Raw genomic sequence first — 15358 nt, 5'->3', positions numbered from 1 at the left:
GCGCCGCGATTCCAGCATCGCCCGTCACCGTCAGCCATAGCGTTTCGAGGCGGTGCAGGTCTGAGCGCACGCGCGCACGCAGAAGGTGCGTCGAGGATCAACTGATCAAGGTCGTGAGCTGCCCGGACGCGCGCTGACCAGGTCGCAGCGGCACACCCCGGGACCGGGCGCTCCGAACGGGCGTGGTCAGAGGCCCGTACGACAGCCCGGACGCTCGGCTCTGAATGCGGCCGTGCGCTCAGACCTGCACTCGCCCGCCCCGATACCGATGGGACCCGTGACCCGGCGGCATCAGCGCAGCTCAGCTGGCCGTCGGCTGATCGCCGCCGCGACCACCAGCGCCGCCAACGTCAGACCGCCCAGCGCGGCCGCGATGCCGGCATAACCGGCTACCGCGAGCCCCGCGCCGCCCAGCGCGGCGCCCAGGAACACCCCGAGGCTCATGCCGGCGGCGTTGATGCTGAGGGCCGCGCCACGGGCCGCCGCCGCGTCCCGGACCAACAGCGTGGTGACCGCCGCCGCCACGACGGCGTGGCTCGCCGCGATCGTCGCCGTCGCCGCCAGCGCCAGCCCGAACACGGTCACCTGGAAGACGGCGACGACGGCGACGGTCGCGCCCAGCAGGCCCGCCACGAGCATCCGGTACGGCCGCGTGGCGGGGGCACCGGCGTCGTTGGCCCACCGGCCGCCGACCAGGTTGCCGACGAAGAACGACGCGCCGCTGAGGGTCCACACCAGCGTGAACGTTCGGGCCTCGAGCCCGAACCGCTCGTCGTACACCGCCGCCAGGTAGGCGAGGTGCCCCATGAACGCAGCCGTCCGCAGCATCGCGATGAGCACCAGAGCGGCGAGCCGGGGCCGCGCCAGCACGGCCCGCAGCCCGCCCAGGTACGACGAGCGCTCAGCCGCGGCCGCGCCGCCGCGACCGGTCCGCCGGGTCCCCAGCACCAGTGCCACCGCCAGCGCCACCGCCGCGGTGATCACCATGGCGCCCTGCCAGCCTCGCCAGCCCGCCATCACCCCGATGACCGGGCCGGCCAGCACAGCCGCGAGCGAACCGACCGCCGTGACGAGCGTCGCCGCCCGTCCCGCCGCGGCCTCGGTCTCCGCTGTATCGGCCGCCGTCGCCAGCAGCGCCGGGGTGAGCACCGCCGTGGCCGCCCCGATGCCGAGGCAGAACACCAGCAGCGCCGGATAGCTGCCTTCGGTCGCGAGCGCGGACACCGCCGCGAGCAGCACCAGGGCGGCGGCGCCGGAGCGGTGTTTGGCCACCCGGTCGACAAGAGGCGCGAACGCGACTCCGACGATCAGCGCCGCCACCCCGCCCAGGCCACGCAGTGCGCCGACGGCCGCGGTGTCCGCCCCGGCGCCGTCGGCGATGGGTACCAGGAACGTTGCGTAGATGGTGAACGGGAACAGGCCGATCGTCGCGGCGAGCAGGACCGGCCAGAGAGTGCGGACCTGACTCACCCGCGGAGTGCCCGCAGGTACTCCGCGAACCCCTCCAGGCCGTCGACGTTGCGCGGTCCGCTGATGCCCTCGTTGTAGTCCATGACGTAGAAGTTGCCCGCGCGCACGGCCGGCAGCTCCCGGGTGACCGGAGACGTCCGAAGGAACTCGATCTTGTCCTCGGCGGGCAGATCGCCGTAGTCGAGGATGATGATCACCTCGGGCTCGGCCTGCACGACCGCCTCCCAGCCGACCTGGGTCCACCGCTCCTCCAGGTCGGCGAAGACGTTGCGGCCGCCGGCGAACTCGATGATCTCGTTCGGCGGTACCTGGCTGCCCGCGGTGAACGGCTGGTCGGTGCCGGAGTCGTAGAGGAAGACGGGGACGGGGTCGCCCTCGGGCACCTGGGACCGCACCGCTTCCACCCGCGCCTGGAGGCCGGCCACGACGTCGGCGGCGTGGTCCTCGACCCCGAAGATCTGGCCGAGCCGTTCGAGGTCGGTGTAGAGCCCCTCGAACGGTGTCACGCGCTCCGGGTGCCCCGGGTAGTTGAAGCACGACTCGGTGTGCATGAAGCTCTGGATGCCGAGGCCGTCGAGGATGGCCGGGGTGATGCCGCGCTGGTCGCTGAAGCCGGAGTTCCATCCGGCCACGACGAGGTCGGCGTCGGCATCGACGACGATCTCGCGGTTGAGCAGGTCGTCACTCAGGAACTCGACCTCGGCGTAGTCGGCGGCCCACGGCGACTCCTCCACCGGCGGGTTGGCCGGCGGCATGATGTAGCCGTGCACGTGGTCGGTGAGTCCGAGGGCGAACAGTTTGTCGGCACTGCCGCCCTCGTAGGCGACCACCCGCTGCGGGGTGGTGTACTCGACCGGTTCGCCGCACCGGTTCACGGTGACGGTCTCGTTCTCGCCGGCGGCCTCCACCTCGGCGCCGCAGCCGGCGAGCGCGAGCGCTCCGGCCGTGAACGCCAGCGCGGTACGTCGGTGACGGGTGGTCATGCGGGGCTTCCTTCCGGTGTGGTGGTGAGGTCGTACAGCAGTTGCGGCGCCCCGGTGACGGGATGCGGGACGACCCGGGCGGCCACCCCGAACACGTCGCGCACCAGCTCTTCGGTGAGCACCTGGGCGGGCGGCCCGGCCGCGACGATCCGGCCCTGATGGAGCACACCGAGCCGGTCGCAGGCAGCGGCCGCGAGGTTGAGGTCGTGCAGGACGACGAGCACCGTCAGTTCCGCACCCCGCAGCATCGAGAGCAGCTCGATCTGGTGACGCACATCGAGGTGGTTGGTGGGTTCGTCGAGTACCAGCACTTCCGGCTCCTGAACCAGGGCGCGCGCCACCAGGACCCGTTGCCGCTCGCCGCCGGACAGCGACAGCACGCCGCGGCCGGCCAGATGCAGCAGGTCCAACCGTTCCATCGCGTGCCGGCACAGCGCCCATTCGGCGCCGGTCAGCGGGTCGTTGCCGCGTTTGTGGGGTGCTCGGCCGAGGGCGACGACCTCCTCGACGGTGAAGTCCAGGTCGCTGCCGGCCTGCTGGGTGAGTGCGGCGATGTGGCGGGCGCTCTGCCGCAGGCTCAGGCGGGAGAGGTCGTCGGCGCCGATCCACACCGTGCCACGAGTGGGACGCAGCGCCCGATACACGCACCGCAGGGCGGTCGACTTGCCGCTGCCGTTCGGTCCGATGAGTCCGACGACACTGCCGTGCGCCACGTCGAGGGACAGGTCGTGGACGAGGTCGACGCCGTCGACGGCGACGGAGATCCCGTCGAGTCGCAGGTCCATGTCACCGGCCTCCGAACAGGTAGCCGCGGCGGCGCATGAGCGCGATGAAGACGGGCACGCCGACCAGCGCGGTGATCACGCCCAGGGGCAGTTCCCGCGGCGCGACCAGGGTCCGCGAGACCAGGTCCGCCCACACCATGAACACGGCTCCGATCAGCGGTGCGACGGCGAGCACCCGCGCGTGCCCGGCTCCGACGAGGATGCGGACCAGATGCGGCATCACCAGTCCGACGAAGCCGATGGCGCCACTGACCGCGACCATGGCGCCGGTCGTCAGCGCCGTCAGCACGAACAGACCGGTCCGCAGCCGGGCCGCGTCGATGCCGAGACTGGCGGCGGTCTCGTCGCCCAGGGCGAGCACGTCGAGCGGGCGGGCGAGCCGGCGCAGTACGACGATCGCCAGCAGCACCGCGACCGTCACCGCCGGCAGCGACCCCCAGGTGGCAGCGCCGAAGCTGCCCATCGTCCAGAACAGCACCGTGCTGGTGGCCTCGCTGTTCGGCGCGAAGTAGACGATGACACTCATCACCGCCTGGAAGCCGAACGACATGGCCACGCCGATGAGCACCAGTCGCAGCGGGCTCGTGCCGCCGCGGCCGGCCGAGGCGGCGTACACCAGTACCGAAGCCGCCAGCGCTCCGGCGAACGCGCCCACCGACACCGCGTAGATCCCCAGCGCCGCGAGCCCGCCGGCGACGGTGACGGCGACGGCGCCGACCGAGGCTCCCGAGGAGACCCCGAGGACGAACGGGTCGGCCAGCGCGTTGCGCACCAGCGCCTGCACGCCGACACCGACCACGCTCAGCCCGGCTCCGACGACCGCCGCGAGCAGCACCCGAGGCGTCCGGACCTGCCAGATGATCTGGTAGGTCGTCGATTCGTCCACGCCGATGCGGCCGCCGCTGAGCGCCGCCCAGAGGTAGTGGGCGGTGTCGCCTGGTGCGATGACCGTCGGGCCCAGCCCGATGGCCAGCAGCACCGAGCCGACGAGCACCGGCAGCAGCACGAGGACGACCACCGCGACCGGCGCGCGGCGGCGGCCCGCCCGGTCGGCGGCCACCGCTGCCGCCGGGCGGATCCGCTGGTGCATTCGGCGCTCCTCGCAGGCAGGCTCTGGACAAATCTGAGATAGGGAACGATTATCACTTCTATCATGCCGCCGGTCTGTGCTTCAATGAGAGTGGTTCTCAAGAAGATCGCACGAGGCCCGGCCGGCGTTCTCGGCAGATCGGATCGCGCGGACCGGTACCCACGGCGCCGCCGGCGGCGCACAATGGGTGCTGGCCGACCACGGTGACCGGTCCTCAGCTGGCAACCGGTCGGGCCGCGGCCGAAACACCCAGGGGGGCCGAGCCATGACCAGCACTCAACCATTCGTCATGATCAACTGGGCCGACGAAGCGGAGCGGCTCAGTGCCGCCGTCGCCGACGACGCCGCCTGGTACCGGCTCGTCGCGCACGAGTTGGTCCGCCCAGCCGACCGGCTCGCCGTCGACGTCGGCTGCGGCGGCGCCGGAATGGCCGAGGCGCTCGGGGCCGAACTGCCGCCGTCGGCGTTCGTCGTGGGCGTCGACAGCGATGTCGAGGTGCTCGACGCCGCCCGGCGCCGCATCGTGGAGTCCGGCATCGACGACGGGCACCTCCGGCTCCTGCGCGCGGATCTCGACACCGAGCTCGCGGTTCTGCCCACGGTGGCCCGCGGCGCGGACGTCATCTGGGCGTCGTCGTCGATCCATCACGTCGCCGACCAGCAGGGAGCCATCGACGCACTGGCGGCGCTGCTCGCGCCCGGCGGCCGGCTGGCGCTGGCCGAGGGCGGCCTGCCGGGCCGGCACCTGCCGTGGGACATCGGCATCGGCACGCCGGGGCTAGAGGTGCGCTTGCTGGCCGCGGAGGACCGGTGGTTCGCGCGGATGCGCGCCGGCCTGCCGGGCAGCGTGCCGATGCCGTACGGCTGGCCGACCGCGCTGCGTCGGGCCGGGCTGAGCGACGTCAGCACCCGCACGTTCACGTTCGAGCGGCCCACCCCGCTCAGCGCCGCCGACCTGCGCAGCGTCCTGGACACGCTGGCGCAGCGGGTCCGCCGCGCCGACGCGGACGGCGAGCTCGACCCGAGCGACGCCCGCACCTGGGCGCGTCTGCTCGACCCCGGCGACGACGCCTGGCTCGGCCGTCGCGACGACGTCTTCTCCCTCAGCGCCCGCAGCGTGCACGTCGGCCACCGCACCTGACCGTCGCGATCGCCGTCGGCGAACGGGCTCCTGGGAATTGAGTCGCCCTGACTCAAGTTGTACGTGTCATACCTGGTCACGCCAGGATTACGACACGAAGGAGATACCCATGAGCACCACTCTCGTTCCGTTCCCCGATGTGGACCGGCTGTTCCGCTCGTTCTGGGAGACTCCGGCCGCCCGCCCGGCGACGGGGTTCGCTCCGGCCGCGGATGTCGCCCGTGAGGGCGACGACCTCGTGGCCCGGTTCGATCTGCCGGGCATCGACCCGGAGCAGGACGTCACCGTCGAGGTCGAGGGGCGCAAGCTCGTGGTCCGCGGCGAACGTCGCGACACCCGCGACGAGGAGTCCGAGGGCCGCCGCGTCCGCGAGGTCCGCTACGGCGGCTTCCGCCGCGTGGTCGCGCTGGGCGCACCGGTCGACCCGAGCGCCGTCAGCGCCGCCTACGACGCCGGCGTGCTGACCGTTCGGGTGGCGGGCGCCTACGCCGGCACGTCGCCCACCCGCATCGAGGTGACGCGGGCGGCCTGACCGTTCACTGAACGGGCTCGACCGTCTCCACCTGGAACGGCGTGCCCTGCTGGCAGGTGGTCAGGACGTCACGGGCAATGTGGCCGGTGACCCGCAACTCCTGCCCTGACGCGAGGAGGGTCTCGTCCCCGCCCAGCAGCAGGTACCCGTCGAGCAGCCAGCAACCCGCTTCGACACCGCGCTCAGGCACCCCGGTCAGTTCCCCGGGATCGGGCAGGGTGGTGGGCGTCGCCGTGGGGATCTCGGCCGTCGGCGAAACCGTCGTGGTCGGGTCGTCGCCGGACGTGCGGGGTTCGTCCCCGCACCCGGCGGCGAGCAGCACCGCCACCGCTGCGACGGCCACCAACCCGACCCGACTCGTCCTCACACGACTTGGACGTCCGGGGCGTGGCGGGGGTTCCTGGGCTCGCCAGCGCACCCCGGCCGCCGGTTATGGTGACGACATGATCTGGACCGTTGCCACCGACTTCGGCCCCGTCGTCGTGCGGGAGCAGATCGAGCCGGACGACGAGCCGGGCCTGCTGGAACTCTTCGCGATGTGCGACGACTGGTTCGAGGCCGTCACCGGCGGCCCGTCCGGCCCCGGCGACGTGCAGGGCCTGTTCTACTCCCTTCCGGACGGCGCGTCCTTCGAGGACAAGCGGCTGTTCACCGTCCGCGCCGGCGAGAAGATCGTCGGCCTCGTCGACGCCGTCGTCGGGCACCCGCACGGCCGTGCCGCCGCCGTCGGCCTGTTCCTGCTGGCGCCGTCGCACCGTGGCCGTGGGCTGGGCCGCGCGGTCGCGACCGTGCTGCTGAAGGAGGCCCGCGAGGCCGGGCTGGACGAGGTCACCGCGTCGTCGAGCACCGCCTGGCCGGCCGGCGACCATTTCCTGGAGGCGCTCGGGTTCACCATCGGCCCGGAGACCGCCGGAACCGGAAACCGCACGACGTGGGCGGGCGAGCCGCCGGTCCGTCGCGCCAGGCTGAGCCTGGCAGACTGACGGCGGCACGCCGCTTACCCTCCGCCGGGCCGCATCTTAGGCCCCCACGCTTGAACGCTCAACCTTCTACCTATGCTGGAGCGGTGCGCGGGACACGGTGGCTCACCACCGACGAACAACGGGTCTGGCGGACCTACCTGCAGGCCAACCAGCTGCTCAGGGACGCCCTGGACCGGCAGCTCCAGCGCGACGCGGGCATGCCGCATGCCTACTACATCGTCCTCGCCATGCTGTCCGAGGCGCCGGAACGCTCCATGACGATGTCCCAGCTGGCGCGGACGGTCAGCTCGTCGCCCAGCCGGCTGTCGCATGCGGTCGCGAAACTCGAAGCGGCCGGCTGGGTACGTCGCAGGCGGCACGAGACCGACGGGCGGGCCACCATCGCCACGCTCACCGACGAGGGGTTCGCCGTCCTCGCCGACGCCGCGCCCGGCCATGTCGAAGAGGTCCGCGGGGTCCTCTTCGACCCGCTGACCGCGCAGCAGGTGCGCCAGCTCGGGGAGATCCTCGCGGCGGTGCTGGCGCCGCACGACGACAGGCCCGGACCGCCGGCGTGAGATGCTCGCGACCATGCGCGACATCGCCGTTTTCAGTGGCAGTGCCCACCCCGAGTTGGCCACCGAGATCTGCGCCCAGTTGGGCGCCACCCTCAGCCCCGTCCGCATCCAGCGGTTCGCGAACGACTGCCTGGAAGTGCAGTTGCAGGCCAACTGCCGCGAGCACGACGTCTTCCTGATCCAGCCGATCGTCCCACCGGTCCAGGAGCACCTCGTGGAGCTGTTCCTCATGCTCGACGCGGCCCGGGGCGCCTCGGCGGCGCGGACCACCGTCGTCATGCCGCACTATGCCTACGCACGGTCGGACAAGAAGGACGCGCCGCGCATCTCCATCGGTGGCCGGCTGATGGCCGACCTGCTGGTCGCCGCCGGCGCCAACCGGGTGCTCGCGATGACGCTGCACTCGCCGCAGGTGCACGGCTTCTTCAGCGTCCCGGTCGACCAGCTCCACGCGCTTCGCGAGCTCGCGTCGCACTTCCGCGGCCACGACCTGTCGAACTCCGTCGTCGTCTCCCCGGACCTGGGCAACGCCAAGCCCGCGTCCGCGTTCGCCCGTATGCTCGGCGTCCCGGTGGCCGCCGGCGCGAAGCAGCGCTTCGCCGACGACAACGTCACCATCACCGCGATCATCGGTGACGTCGAAGGGCGCGACATCATCGTGCTCGACGACGAGATCGCCAAGGGCAGCACGCTGATCGAGCTGATGGAGCGGCTGCGGGAACGCGACGCGCGGTCCATCCGGATCGCCTGCACCCACGGGCTGTTCGCCGACGACGCGCTGAGCCGCCTCGGCGACCAGCCCGACGTCGAGGAGATCGTCTGCACCAACACCGTCCCGCTGGCCGACGGCAACCAGCACCCCAAACTCACGGTGCTGTCGGTGGCGCCGCTGCTCGCGGAGGCGATCCGGCGCATCCACAACGGCGAGTCGGTCAGCGCGCTGTTCCACGATACGTGAGACGTCGCTCACGCAGCGTGACGAATTCGGGCATTTCCCAAGCGCGGGAGCCTCGGAACATCCATACTCGTACCTCATGACGAGGAGTCAGTTCGATACCCGTGGCATCTCGGAGTTCGCCGACCCGCTGACGGCGGTGACCCGACGCGGGAAGCTCATCCACGCCCAGCGTGAAGGCTTCCTCGAGCTCGATGCGTCCGGCGAGCGGTTCGAGTTGCTCGGCCCGTTCGACAACGCCGCTGAGCCTGGAGACGACGTGGAGATCACCGGCGTGGTGGCGCCGCAGAGCCGCACCGCCCGGCAGGCGCCGGCGATGCTGGTGCGGCACGTCCGCCGGCTCTGAGCCGGCGCGGCTCCGAGTTACTCCGGTAGGCCCGTCTCGACCGGGTGGCCGGCACGGACCCACGCTTGGGTGCCGCCGGCGACGTTGCGGGCCTCGATGCCCTGGGCACCGAGGTAGTCGGCCACCTGGGCGCTGCGCCCACCGACCGCGCACACGACGTAGACGGTACGGTCGCGGGGGATCTGGTCCAGCTCGGCGATGACGGCGCCCATCGGCAGCAACCGCGCGCACGGGATGTGCGCCTCGACGTACTCCCCCGGCTCGCGCACGTCGATGATGTGGGCGCCGTCGCGCCACTTCGCAGCGAGGTCGTCGACGGTGATGTCCGGACCGCTCACGGCACGCTCACGAAGATGTGCGAGGCGTCGGCGACCGACAGTTCGACGGTCTCGGCGCTGCGGATCTGGATGCCGCCGTCGGTGGTGACGGCGCGCACCGTGCGGCCCGGCACGATCTCGGCCTCGCGCAGATGGGCCAGCAGCTTCTCGTCCACCTGCAGCGGCTCGCCGATGTGCCGGACGGTGACCTCGGCACCGTCGGCGGTGCTGGCGTGCTTCAGCTGCCGGACACCGGCGCGGAAGTCCTCGACCTCGATCTGGGTGCCGAGCTCGCGCAGGCCGGGGATCGGGTTGCCGTACGGGTCGGAGGCCGGCTCGTGCAACAGGTCGACCAGGCGCCGCTCGACGGCCTCGGAGACCACGTGCTCCCAGCGGCATGCCTCGTTGTGCACCAGCTCCCAGTCCAGGCCGATGACGTCGACGAGCAGCCGCTCGACCAGGCGGTGCTTGCGCATGACCCGCATGGCCAGCAGCCGGCCCTTCTCCGACAGCTCGAGATGGCGGTCTTCGTCCACGTGCAGCAGACCGTCGCGCTCCATGCGGGCGACCGTCTGGCTCACGGTGGGGCCGGACTGGTGCAGACGCTCGGCGATGCGCGCGCGAAGGGGGACGATGCCCTCCTCTTCGAGCTCGAAGATCGTCTTGAGGTACATCTCTGTCGTATCGATGAGGTCGCTCACCGGCGGCTCTCCTAGCTTCTGTTCACGAAGACCGGACGACCTCTGGGCATTGGGGGCGCCGTCGGTCGTGATCCAGCCCGGCTCGCATCGGGCTGATGTGACGAGCTTATCGCGACCGCGTCTCGTTTTCCGGTGCCGATCGTGCAGGACAGCCCTGTTCGCGGCGCCGGCGCGTGCAGACGAGACGGCCGCGGCGTGGCAAACTCACTGGGATGCCGACCGTGAGTGTGCTGAGCCTCAAAGGTGGCGTCGGTAAGACGTCCGTGACGCTCGGCCTGGCCGGTGCCGCACGGGCTATCGGCGTTCCGTGTGTGGTGGTGGACCTCGACCCTCAGGGCAACGCGACCACCGCGCTCGATCCCGCCGAGGTGCGCTTCACCGCCAACGACGTCCTGTCCGCCGATCGCGCCGTGCCTGTCGGCGATGCCGTGACGGCCAGCGGCTGGGGCGACACCGTCCGGGTGCTGGCCAGTGAGCCGGTGCTGGAGGGACACAACCATCCGGCCGACGGCGCACCGGCACGGCACCGGTTGCGCTCGGCGCTGGCGGGTCTGCGCGACGCCGACCTCGTCCTGCTCGACTGCCCGCCCAGCCTGGCCGAGCTGACCAGCAGCGCCCTCGCCGCCAGCGATGTCGCGCTCGTGGTGGCCGAGCCGACGGCGTTCGCGCTCACCGGGGCGCAGCAGGCCCTGGCCGCCGTCGACGCCGTCCGCCGCGGGCACAACCTGCGGCTGCGCCCGGCGGGCATCGTGGTCAACCGGTTCCGTGCGGGTGCGGCGGAACACCGCTATCGGTTGGACGAACTCATCGCGGCGTACCGCGACCTGGTGCTCGACCCCGTCGTGCCGGAGCGATCCGCGATCACCCGTGCCCAGGGTGCGTGCCTGCCCGTCCAGCGCTGGCCGTCCCCGGGTGCCCGCGAGGTGTCCCGCGTGTTCGCCGGCTACCTCGACCTCCTGCTCACCGGCGTCCGGTCCAATGCCGGGCCGTTCGCGAAGGGAGCGGCGCGATGAGCGCAGGCCTACCGCAGCCCCGTCCGGCCCTGGTCCGCGCGCCCGACGGCACCGTGCGGCCCGCCGCCGCCCACCTGTCGTCGCTCGCCGTCAGCGAGCCGGCCGTCGCCAAGTCGGCGAAGAAGCACCGGAAGAAGGGCCACTCCGCCGACGACGACACCGAGGTGCTGGTTCACCTCTCCAAGCGCGACCGCAAGCGACTGCGCCGCAAGGCCGAGACCTACGGCTGGACCGCCGAGGAGGCCGCCGCTCACGTCCTGCGGGCCTGGTCGGACTCCTAGGCCCGCAGGACGTGAGCGGGCTCACGCCGGCAGCCACGACCCCCGCGACATCACGGCCTCGACCCGCAGCGACTCGTCGAGGACGACGAGGTCGGCCTGGAGCCCGGTGGCCAGGGCGCCGACCCGGTCACCGATGCCCAGCACCCGGGCCGGGTTGGCCGACGTCGCCTCGACGGCCTCCGGCACCGTGAACCCGCCCTGCTCGACGGCGAACCGGAACGCTCGGTCCATGGTCAGCGTGCTGCCGGCGATGGAGCCGCCCTCCACCAGCCGTGCCTCGCCGTCGGTGACCCGCACCGGGAGCCCGCCGAGCACGTAGTCGCCGTCGCCGATGTCGGTGGCGTCGATCGCGTCGGTGACCAGAGCCACCCGCCCGGCACCGGCGGCGGCCCGGACGTGCCGGGCGATGGCCGGGTGCAGGTGGACTCCGTCGAGGATCAGCTCGACCGTGACGCGCTTGTCCTCCAGCAGGGCGACGATGGGCCCCGGCTTGCGGTGGTGCACCGGAGCCATCGCGTTGAACAGGTGGGTCGCGACCGTGGCGCCGGCGTCGATGGCCTGCCGCGCGACGTCGTAGCCGGCGTCGGTGTGCCCGACCGCGGCGACCGCGCCGGCGTCGACCACCGCGCGCACCGCGTCCAGGCCGTACTCCAGCTCGGGGGCCAGCGTCACCATGCGCACCGTCCCACGGCCGGCGTCGAGCAGGCGGCGCACCGCGGCCGGTTCCGGTGCCCGCAGCGCCGACTCGTCGTGCGCGCCCTTGCGGGCCGGCGAGATCCACGGCCCTTCCAGATGGATGCCGGCGACGAGCCCGTCGTCGACCATCCCGGCCAGCGCACGGATGTCCCGTTCGAGGTCGTCGTAGCTGCCGGTGACCAGGCTGGCCATCAGTGACGTCGTGCCGTGCGCGCGGTGGGTGGCGACGAACGCGCGCACCTGGCCGGGGTCGGCGCCGACGACGCTGCCACCGCCGCCGCCGTGGGAGTGGATGTCGACGAAACCGGGGACCAACCAGCGGCCGGCCACGTCGCGGTCGGCCGGCCGGGGCGGCTCACCGGTGCCCAGGCCGGCGATGCGCTGCCCGGACACCTCCAGCCAGCCGTCCTCCAGCACGCCGTCCGGCGTGACGATCCGCGCACCGGCGATCACCGTCATGTCTGGTGCCTCCCATGGGTCGAAGGGTGCGAGCGGCACGGTACCGCTACCGTCGTCGGCATGACGCTGACGGTGCCGCGCCGCTTCCGCGGCCCCACCACGTCCGGCAACGGCGGATACGTCGCGGGGCTGCTGGCCGGGCGGCTGCCTGGCGCTCCGGTCACCGTCACGCTGCGCACGCCGCCGCCGCTTGACGCCCCCCTCGAGGTCGCCCCCGACGACGGCGCCGGTCTGCGGCTGGTCGACGGCGCGGCTCTGGTGGCCGAGGCGGTTCCCGCCGGCGACGGCGACCTGGCCGCGGTCGACCCCGTCCCGCTGGACGCGGCGGCCGACGCGGCCACCCGGTACCCGGGCCTGACCGGCCATCCGTTCCCCGAGTGCTTCGTCTGCGGCCCGGCCCGGGAGCCCGGCGACGGGCTGCGGCTGTTCCCTGGACGCCTCGGCGACGGCCGGACCGCGTGTGTGTGGAACGTCACGGCGGAGTTCGCCGGCCGGCCGGAACTGGTCTGGGCGGCGCTGGACTGCCCCGGCGGCTGGACCGCACCCATCGAGGGCCGGCCGATGGTGCTGGGCCGCATGACCGCCGACGTCGCCGACCTGCCGGCAGCAGGCGAATCGTGCCTGGTCATGGGCCGATACGTGGGAACCGAGGGCCGCAAGACCTGGACCGCCTCCACCGTCTACGGCGCCGACGGCCGGCTGCTGGGCCGCGCGCACGCCACCTGGATCGCCGTGCCCGCCGCGGGCTGACGTTCACCAGCCCGCGTTCACCGGTTGAAAAAACCGTTGCCGCGGCGTCGGTACCCGCATAGCTTTGAGGCACACGGAAAGGAGGTGGTCCAACGGTGAATAGCTATCGGACTCGTGAGGTGGCTGCTCGCTAGCCGCCCTGCTCGACGCAGGACTCGGGGGTGACCCCTGGTTCGCCGGCTTCGCGGCTGGCAATACCGAGCAGTCACCCGACCCGTGGGCTCCCGGCGCTGGTCCGCCCGGGCCACATCCGTACGGACGTGGAAGCAGCCCACGGGTCGTTCCGTTTCTGGCCGGTTCCGGGCACCCCGTTCCGGCCGCCCCGTCAGGGTGAGAGTCGCTCGACGACCCAACGCTCGTCCTCGCGGCGGTAGCGCAGCCGGTCGTGGAGGCGAGCGACGCCGCCCTGCCAGAACTCCACCGACGACGGTTCCACCCGGTAGCCGCCCCAGAAATCCGGCAGCGGCACGTCGGCGGGATAACGCTCGGCCACCTCGGCCGCGACGGCTTCCAGGTCTTCGCGGCTGCTGATGACCGCCGACTGCTGGCTGGCCCAGGCGCCCAGTTGTGACTCCCGCGGCCGGGTAACCCAGTAGGCAAGGCTCGCGGCGCGCGACACCGGCCGGGCGACCCCGCACACCAGGACCTGGCGTTCCATCGCGATCCACGGGAAGCACAGCGCCACCCGTGGGTTCGCCTCGATGTCCGCCGCCTTGCGCGATCCACGGTTGGTGAAGAAGACGAAGCCGCCGTCGTCGATGCCCTTGAGCAGCACCGTCCGGCTGCTCGGCTGACCGTCCGGCCCGGCGGTGGACAGCACCATGGCGTTCGGTTCGACCAGGCCGGCGGTCACGGCGTCGTGCATCCAGGCGCGGAACTCCTCGAACGGATCGGCCGCGACGTCGCTCTCGAGCAGCCGTCCGGCGGTGTACCGGCGGCGCATCCGGGGCAGTCCTTCCTCCACGGCACCCACTGTGTCACCTCGATCCCACAGTGGCGTATCACACTGTGGGAAACCACACATTCACATTGTCGCAACTTGTCCAGACCCACCAGGTGGGGGGCATGATGAGAGGGGGCCGTGAGCGCACCACGAATGGAGACTGAATGTCCGAGGTCATGCATGGCCTTGAGGGTGTCGTCGCTTTCGAGACGCACATCGCCGAACCTGACAAGGAAGGCAGCGCGCTGCGGTACCGCGGCGTCGACATCGACGACCTCGTCGGCCGGGTGCCGTTCGGCAACGTCTGGGGCCTGCTGGTCGACGGCAGCTTCGACCCGGGCCTGCCGCCGGCCGAGCCACTGCAGCTGCCGGTGCACACCGGCGACGTCCGGGTCGACACCCAGAGCGCGGTGGCCACGCTGGCCCCGCTGTGGGGGTTCCAGCCACTGCTCGACACCAGCGACGACGACGCCCGCGATCAGCTGGCGCGCACCGCGTCGACGGCATTGTCGTTCGTCGCCCAGTCCGCCCGCGAGGCGACCGGGCAGGCACAGGTGCCCGACGCCGTCGTCGCCGAGGCCGGCAGCATCGTCGAGCAGTTCATGACCCGGTGGCGCGGCGAGCCCGACCCGCGGCACACCGCTGCCGTGGACGCCTACCTCACCTCGGCCGCCGAGCACGGTATGAACGCCTCGACGTTCACCGCGCGGGTGGTCGCCTCCACCGGCGCCGACGTCGCCGCGTCACTGTCCGCGGCCGTCGGGGCGATGAGCGGGCCGCTGCACGGCGGTGCGCCGTCGCGGGTGCTCGCCATGATCGAGGAGATCGAGCGCACCGGCGATCCCCTGGGTTACGTGAAGCGCGTGCTCGACAGCGGCGAGCGGCTCATGGGCTTCGGCCACCGCGTCTACCGCGCCGAGGACCCGCGTGCTCGCACCCTGCGCCGGGTGGCCCGTGAGCTGGGCGCGCCGCGCTACGAGGTTGCCGAGGCGTTCGAGAAGGCGGCTCTGTCGGAGCTGCACGAGCGCAAGCCGGACCGCGTGCTCGCCACGAACGTGGAGTTCTGGGCCGCCATCGTGCTCGACTTCGCCGAGGTGCCGGCGTCCATGTTCACCTCGATGTTCACCTGTGCCCGCACCGCCGGCTGGTGCGCGCACATCCTCGAGCAGAAGAAGACCGGCCGGCTGGTGCGGCCGTCGGCCAAATACACCGGGCCGGGTCCGCGTACCCCCGACTCCGTTCCGGGCTGGAACGCCAGCTGGGCGGCGTGATCACACCACGCTGATCGCACGTATCCGAGACGAGTTCGCCCGGGCGGCTTCGCGGCTGCCCGGGCGATGCGGCACAATGGCCGAT

General features: G+C 72.3%; 19 protein-coding genes. 10 read left to right on the top strand and 9 right to left on the bottom strand.

Annotated elements, in window-relative coordinates; translation table 11 throughout:
* Nucleotides 1–291: 291 nt before the first annotated feature.
* The 4 genes from JIAGA_RS27475 to JIAGA_RS0104095 are packed head-to-tail and all read right to left on the bottom strand — an operon-like array spanning nucleotide 292 to nucleotide 4328.
* Nucleotides 292–1470 carry an MFS transporter gene (locus JIAGA_RS27475; protein ID WP_035812073.1) on the bottom strand — a complete coding sequence of 393 codons (1179 nt, stop codon included), beginning with the start codon at nucleotides 1468–1470 and terminating at the stop codon, nucleotides 292–294.
* On the bottom strand, nucleotides 1467–2453 hold the full coding sequence (locus JIAGA_RS0104105) for an ABC transporter substrate-binding protein (protein ID WP_026874676.1): 987 nt from the start codon (nucleotides 2451–2453) through the stop codon (nucleotides 1467–1469). Before JIAGA_RS0104105 ends, JIAGA_RS27475 begins: the two co-directional genes overlap by 4 nt.
* Complete coding sequence (locus JIAGA_RS0104100) at nucleotides 2450–3238, bottom strand: ABC transporter ATP-binding protein (protein ID WP_026874675.1); 789 nt, start codon at nucleotides 3236–3238, stop codon at nucleotides 2450–2452. The genes JIAGA_RS0104105 and JIAGA_RS0104100 overlap by 4 nt, the downstream gene beginning before the upstream one ends.
* A gap of 1 nt (nucleotide 3239) precedes the next feature.
* A complete protein-coding gene (locus tag JIAGA_RS0104095; RefSeq protein WP_084469456.1) occupies nucleotides 3240–4328 on the bottom strand; it encodes a FecCD family ABC transporter permease in 1089 nt (362 codons plus the stop codon).
* A 265-nt stretch (nucleotides 4329–4593) separates the two neighbouring features.
* Here JIAGA_RS0104095 and JIAGA_RS0104090 point away from each other — a divergent pair, with 265 nt between their 5' ends.
* Nucleotides 4594–5469, top strand: coding sequence for a class I SAM-dependent methyltransferase (locus JIAGA_RS0104090; protein ID WP_026874673.1), 876 nt, complete (start codon nucleotides 4594–4596; stop codon nucleotides 5467–5469).
* Between the two features lie 109 nt (nucleotides 5470–5578).
* Complete coding sequence (locus tag JIAGA_RS0104085; protein ID WP_026874672.1) at nucleotides 5579–6001, top strand: Hsp20/alpha crystallin family protein; 423 nt, start codon at nucleotides 5579–5581, stop codon at nucleotides 5999–6001.
* A 4-nt stretch (nucleotides 6002–6005) separates the two neighbouring features.
* On the opposite strand, the gene JIAGA_RS0104080 is transcribed toward JIAGA_RS0104085, so the two are convergent.
* Nucleotides 6006–6344, bottom strand: coding sequence for a hypothetical protein (locus JIAGA_RS0104080; protein WP_051425688.1), 339 nt, complete (start codon nucleotides 6342–6344; stop codon nucleotides 6006–6008).
* A 100-nt stretch (nucleotides 6345–6444) separates the two neighbouring features.
* On the opposite strand from JIAGA_RS0104080, the gene JIAGA_RS0104075 reads away from it, so the two are divergent.
* The 4 genes from JIAGA_RS0104075 (at nucleotide 6445) to JIAGA_RS0104060 (ending at nucleotide 8842) form a co-directional block, all read left to right on the top strand.
* On the top strand, nucleotides 6445–6984 hold the full coding sequence (locus JIAGA_RS0104075) for a GNAT family N-acetyltransferase (protein ID WP_051425686.1): 540 nt from the start codon (nucleotides 6445–6447) through the stop codon (nucleotides 6982–6984).
* A gap of 83 nt (nucleotides 6985–7067) precedes the next feature.
* On the top strand, nucleotides 7068–7541 hold the full coding sequence (locus JIAGA_RS0104070) for a MarR family winged helix-turn-helix transcriptional regulator (RefSeq protein WP_026874669.1): 474 nt from the start codon (nucleotides 7068–7070) through the stop codon (nucleotides 7539–7541).
* A gap of 13 nt (nucleotides 7542–7554) precedes the next feature.
* Complete coding sequence (locus tag JIAGA_RS0104065) at nucleotides 7555–8499, top strand: ribose-phosphate diphosphokinase (protein ID WP_026874668.1); 945 nt, start codon at nucleotides 7555–7557, stop codon at nucleotides 8497–8499.
* Nucleotides 8500–8575: 76 nt separating this feature from the next.
* Complete coding sequence (locus tag JIAGA_RS0104060) at nucleotides 8576–8842, top strand: hypothetical protein (RefSeq protein WP_026874667.1); 267 nt, start codon at nucleotides 8576–8578, stop codon at nucleotides 8840–8842.
* Between the two features lie 17 nt (nucleotides 8843–8859).
* Here JIAGA_RS0104060 and JIAGA_RS0104055 read toward each other — a convergent pair whose 3' ends face one another.
* Together JIAGA_RS0104055 and JIAGA_RS0104050 are read right to left on the bottom strand one after the other, a co-directional pair.
* Nucleotides 8860–9180: a rhodanese-like domain-containing protein gene (locus JIAGA_RS0104055; protein WP_026874666.1), complete on the bottom strand. Its 321-nt coding sequence runs from the start codon at nucleotides 9178–9180 to the stop codon at nucleotides 8860–8862.
* Nucleotides 9177–9860, bottom strand: coding sequence for an iron-dependent transcriptional repressor DtxR (locus JIAGA_RS0104050; RefSeq protein ID WP_026874665.1), 684 nt, complete (start codon nucleotides 9858–9860; stop codon nucleotides 9177–9179). The genes JIAGA_RS0104055 and JIAGA_RS0104050 overlap by 4 nt, the downstream gene beginning before the upstream one ends.
* Before the next feature lie 212 nt (nucleotides 9861–10072).
* Here JIAGA_RS0104050 and JIAGA_RS27470 point away from each other — a divergent pair, with 212 nt between their 5' ends.
* A complete protein-coding gene (locus JIAGA_RS27470; protein ID WP_051425684.1) occupies nucleotides 10073–10873 on the top strand; it encodes a ParA family protein in 801 nt (266 codons plus the stop codon).
* Entirely contained in the window at nucleotides 10870–11154 is a 285-nt protein-coding gene (locus JIAGA_RS27465) for a hypothetical protein (RefSeq protein ID WP_035812069.1), read from the top strand. The genes JIAGA_RS27470 and JIAGA_RS27465 overlap by 4 nt, the downstream gene beginning before the upstream one ends.
* A 21-nt stretch (nucleotides 11155–11175) precedes the next feature.
* Here JIAGA_RS27465 and nagA read toward each other — a convergent pair whose 3' ends face one another.
* The gene (gene nagA / locus JIAGA_RS0104040; protein WP_026874664.1) at nucleotides 11176–12309 is read right to left on the bottom strand and encodes an N-acetylglucosamine-6-phosphate deacetylase; all 1134 of its coding nucleotides are present in this window, start codon (nucleotides 12307–12309) and stop codon (nucleotides 11176–11178) included.
* Nucleotides 12310–12369: 60 nt separating this feature from the next.
* On the opposite strand from nagA, the gene JIAGA_RS0104035 reads away from it, so the two are divergent.
* Complete coding sequence (locus JIAGA_RS0104035) at nucleotides 12370–13059, top strand: hypothetical protein (RefSeq protein ID WP_026874663.1); 690 nt, start codon at nucleotides 12370–12372, stop codon at nucleotides 13057–13059.
* Nucleotides 13060–13384: 325 nt separating this feature from the next.
* Here the strand turns inward: JIAGA_RS0104035 and pdxH are convergent, their stop codons facing one another.
* Nucleotides 13385–14023, bottom strand: a complete 639-nt coding sequence (gene pdxH / locus JIAGA_RS0104030; RefSeq protein WP_211239499.1) for a pyridoxamine 5'-phosphate oxidase — start codon at nucleotides 14021–14023, stop codon at nucleotides 13385–13387.
* Between the two features lie 143 nt (nucleotides 14024–14166).
* Here pdxH and JIAGA_RS0104025 point away from each other — a divergent pair, with 143 nt between their 5' ends.
* Nucleotides 14167–15273 carry a citrate synthase 2 gene (locus tag JIAGA_RS0104025; RefSeq protein WP_026874661.1) on the top strand — a complete coding sequence of 369 codons (1107 nt, stop codon included), beginning with the start codon at nucleotides 14167–14169 and terminating at the stop codon, nucleotides 15271–15273.
* Nucleotides 15274–15358 lie beyond the last annotated feature (85 nt).

Source organism: Jiangella gansuensis DSM 44835 (genome assembly GCF_000515395.1).
GTDB classification, from domain to species: Bacteria; Actinomycetota; Actinomycetes; order Jiangellales; family Jiangellaceae; genus Jiangella; species Jiangella gansuensis.
Note: the sequence above shows the minus strand (reverse complement) of the source record. Positions and strands in the feature narration are given on the sequence as shown.

Bases quoted from the DNA above. Each gene is read 5' to 3' on its own strand.
- JIAGA_RS0104105 (WP_026874676.1), bottom strand. From the start codon at position 2,453: ATGACCACCCGTCACCGACGTACCGCGCTGGCGTTCACGGCCGGAGCG.
- JIAGA_RS0104100 (WP_026874675.1), bottom strand. From the start codon at position 3,238: ATGGACCTGCGACTCGACGGGATCTCCGTCGCCGTCGACGGCGTCGAC.
- JIAGA_RS0104095 (WP_084469456.1), bottom strand. From the start codon at position 4,328: ATGCACCAGCGGATCCGCCCGGCGGCAGCGGTGGCCGCCGACCGGGCG.
- JIAGA_RS0104090 (WP_026874673.1), top strand. From the start codon at position 4,594: ATGACCAGCACTCAACCATTCGTCATGATCAACTGGGCCGACGAAGCG.
- JIAGA_RS0104085 (WP_026874672.1), top strand. From the start codon at position 5,579: ATGAGCACCACTCTCGTTCCGTTCCCCGATGTGGACCGGCTGTTCCGC.
- JIAGA_RS0104075 (WP_051425686.1), top strand. From the start codon at position 6,445: ATGATCTGGACCGTTGCCACCGACTTCGGCCCCGTCGTCGTGCGGGAG.
- JIAGA_RS0104065 (WP_026874668.1), top strand. From the start codon at position 7,555: ATGCGCGACATCGCCGTTTTCAGTGGCAGTGCCCACCCCGAGTTGGCC.
- JIAGA_RS0104060 (WP_026874667.1), top strand. From the start codon at position 8,576: ATGACGAGGAGTCAGTTCGATACCCGTGGCATCTCGGAGTTCGCCGAC.
- JIAGA_RS27470 (WP_051425684.1), top strand. From the start codon at position 10,073: ATGCCGACCGTGAGTGTGCTGAGCCTCAAAGGTGGCGTCGGTAAGACG.
- JIAGA_RS27465 (WP_035812069.1), top strand. From the start codon at position 10,870: ATGAGCGCAGGCCTACCGCAGCCCCGTCCGGCCCTGGTCCGCGCGCCC.
- nagA (WP_026874664.1), bottom strand. From the start codon at position 12,309: ATGACGGTGATCGCCGGTGCGCGGATCGTCACGCCGGACGGCGTGCTG.
- JIAGA_RS0104035 (WP_026874663.1), top strand. From the start codon at position 12,370: ATGACGCTGACGGTGCCGCGCCGCTTCCGCGGCCCCACCACGTCCGGC.
- JIAGA_RS0104025 (WP_026874661.1), top strand. From the start codon at position 14,167: ATGTCCGAGGTCATGCATGGCCTTGAGGGTGTCGTCGCTTTCGAGACG.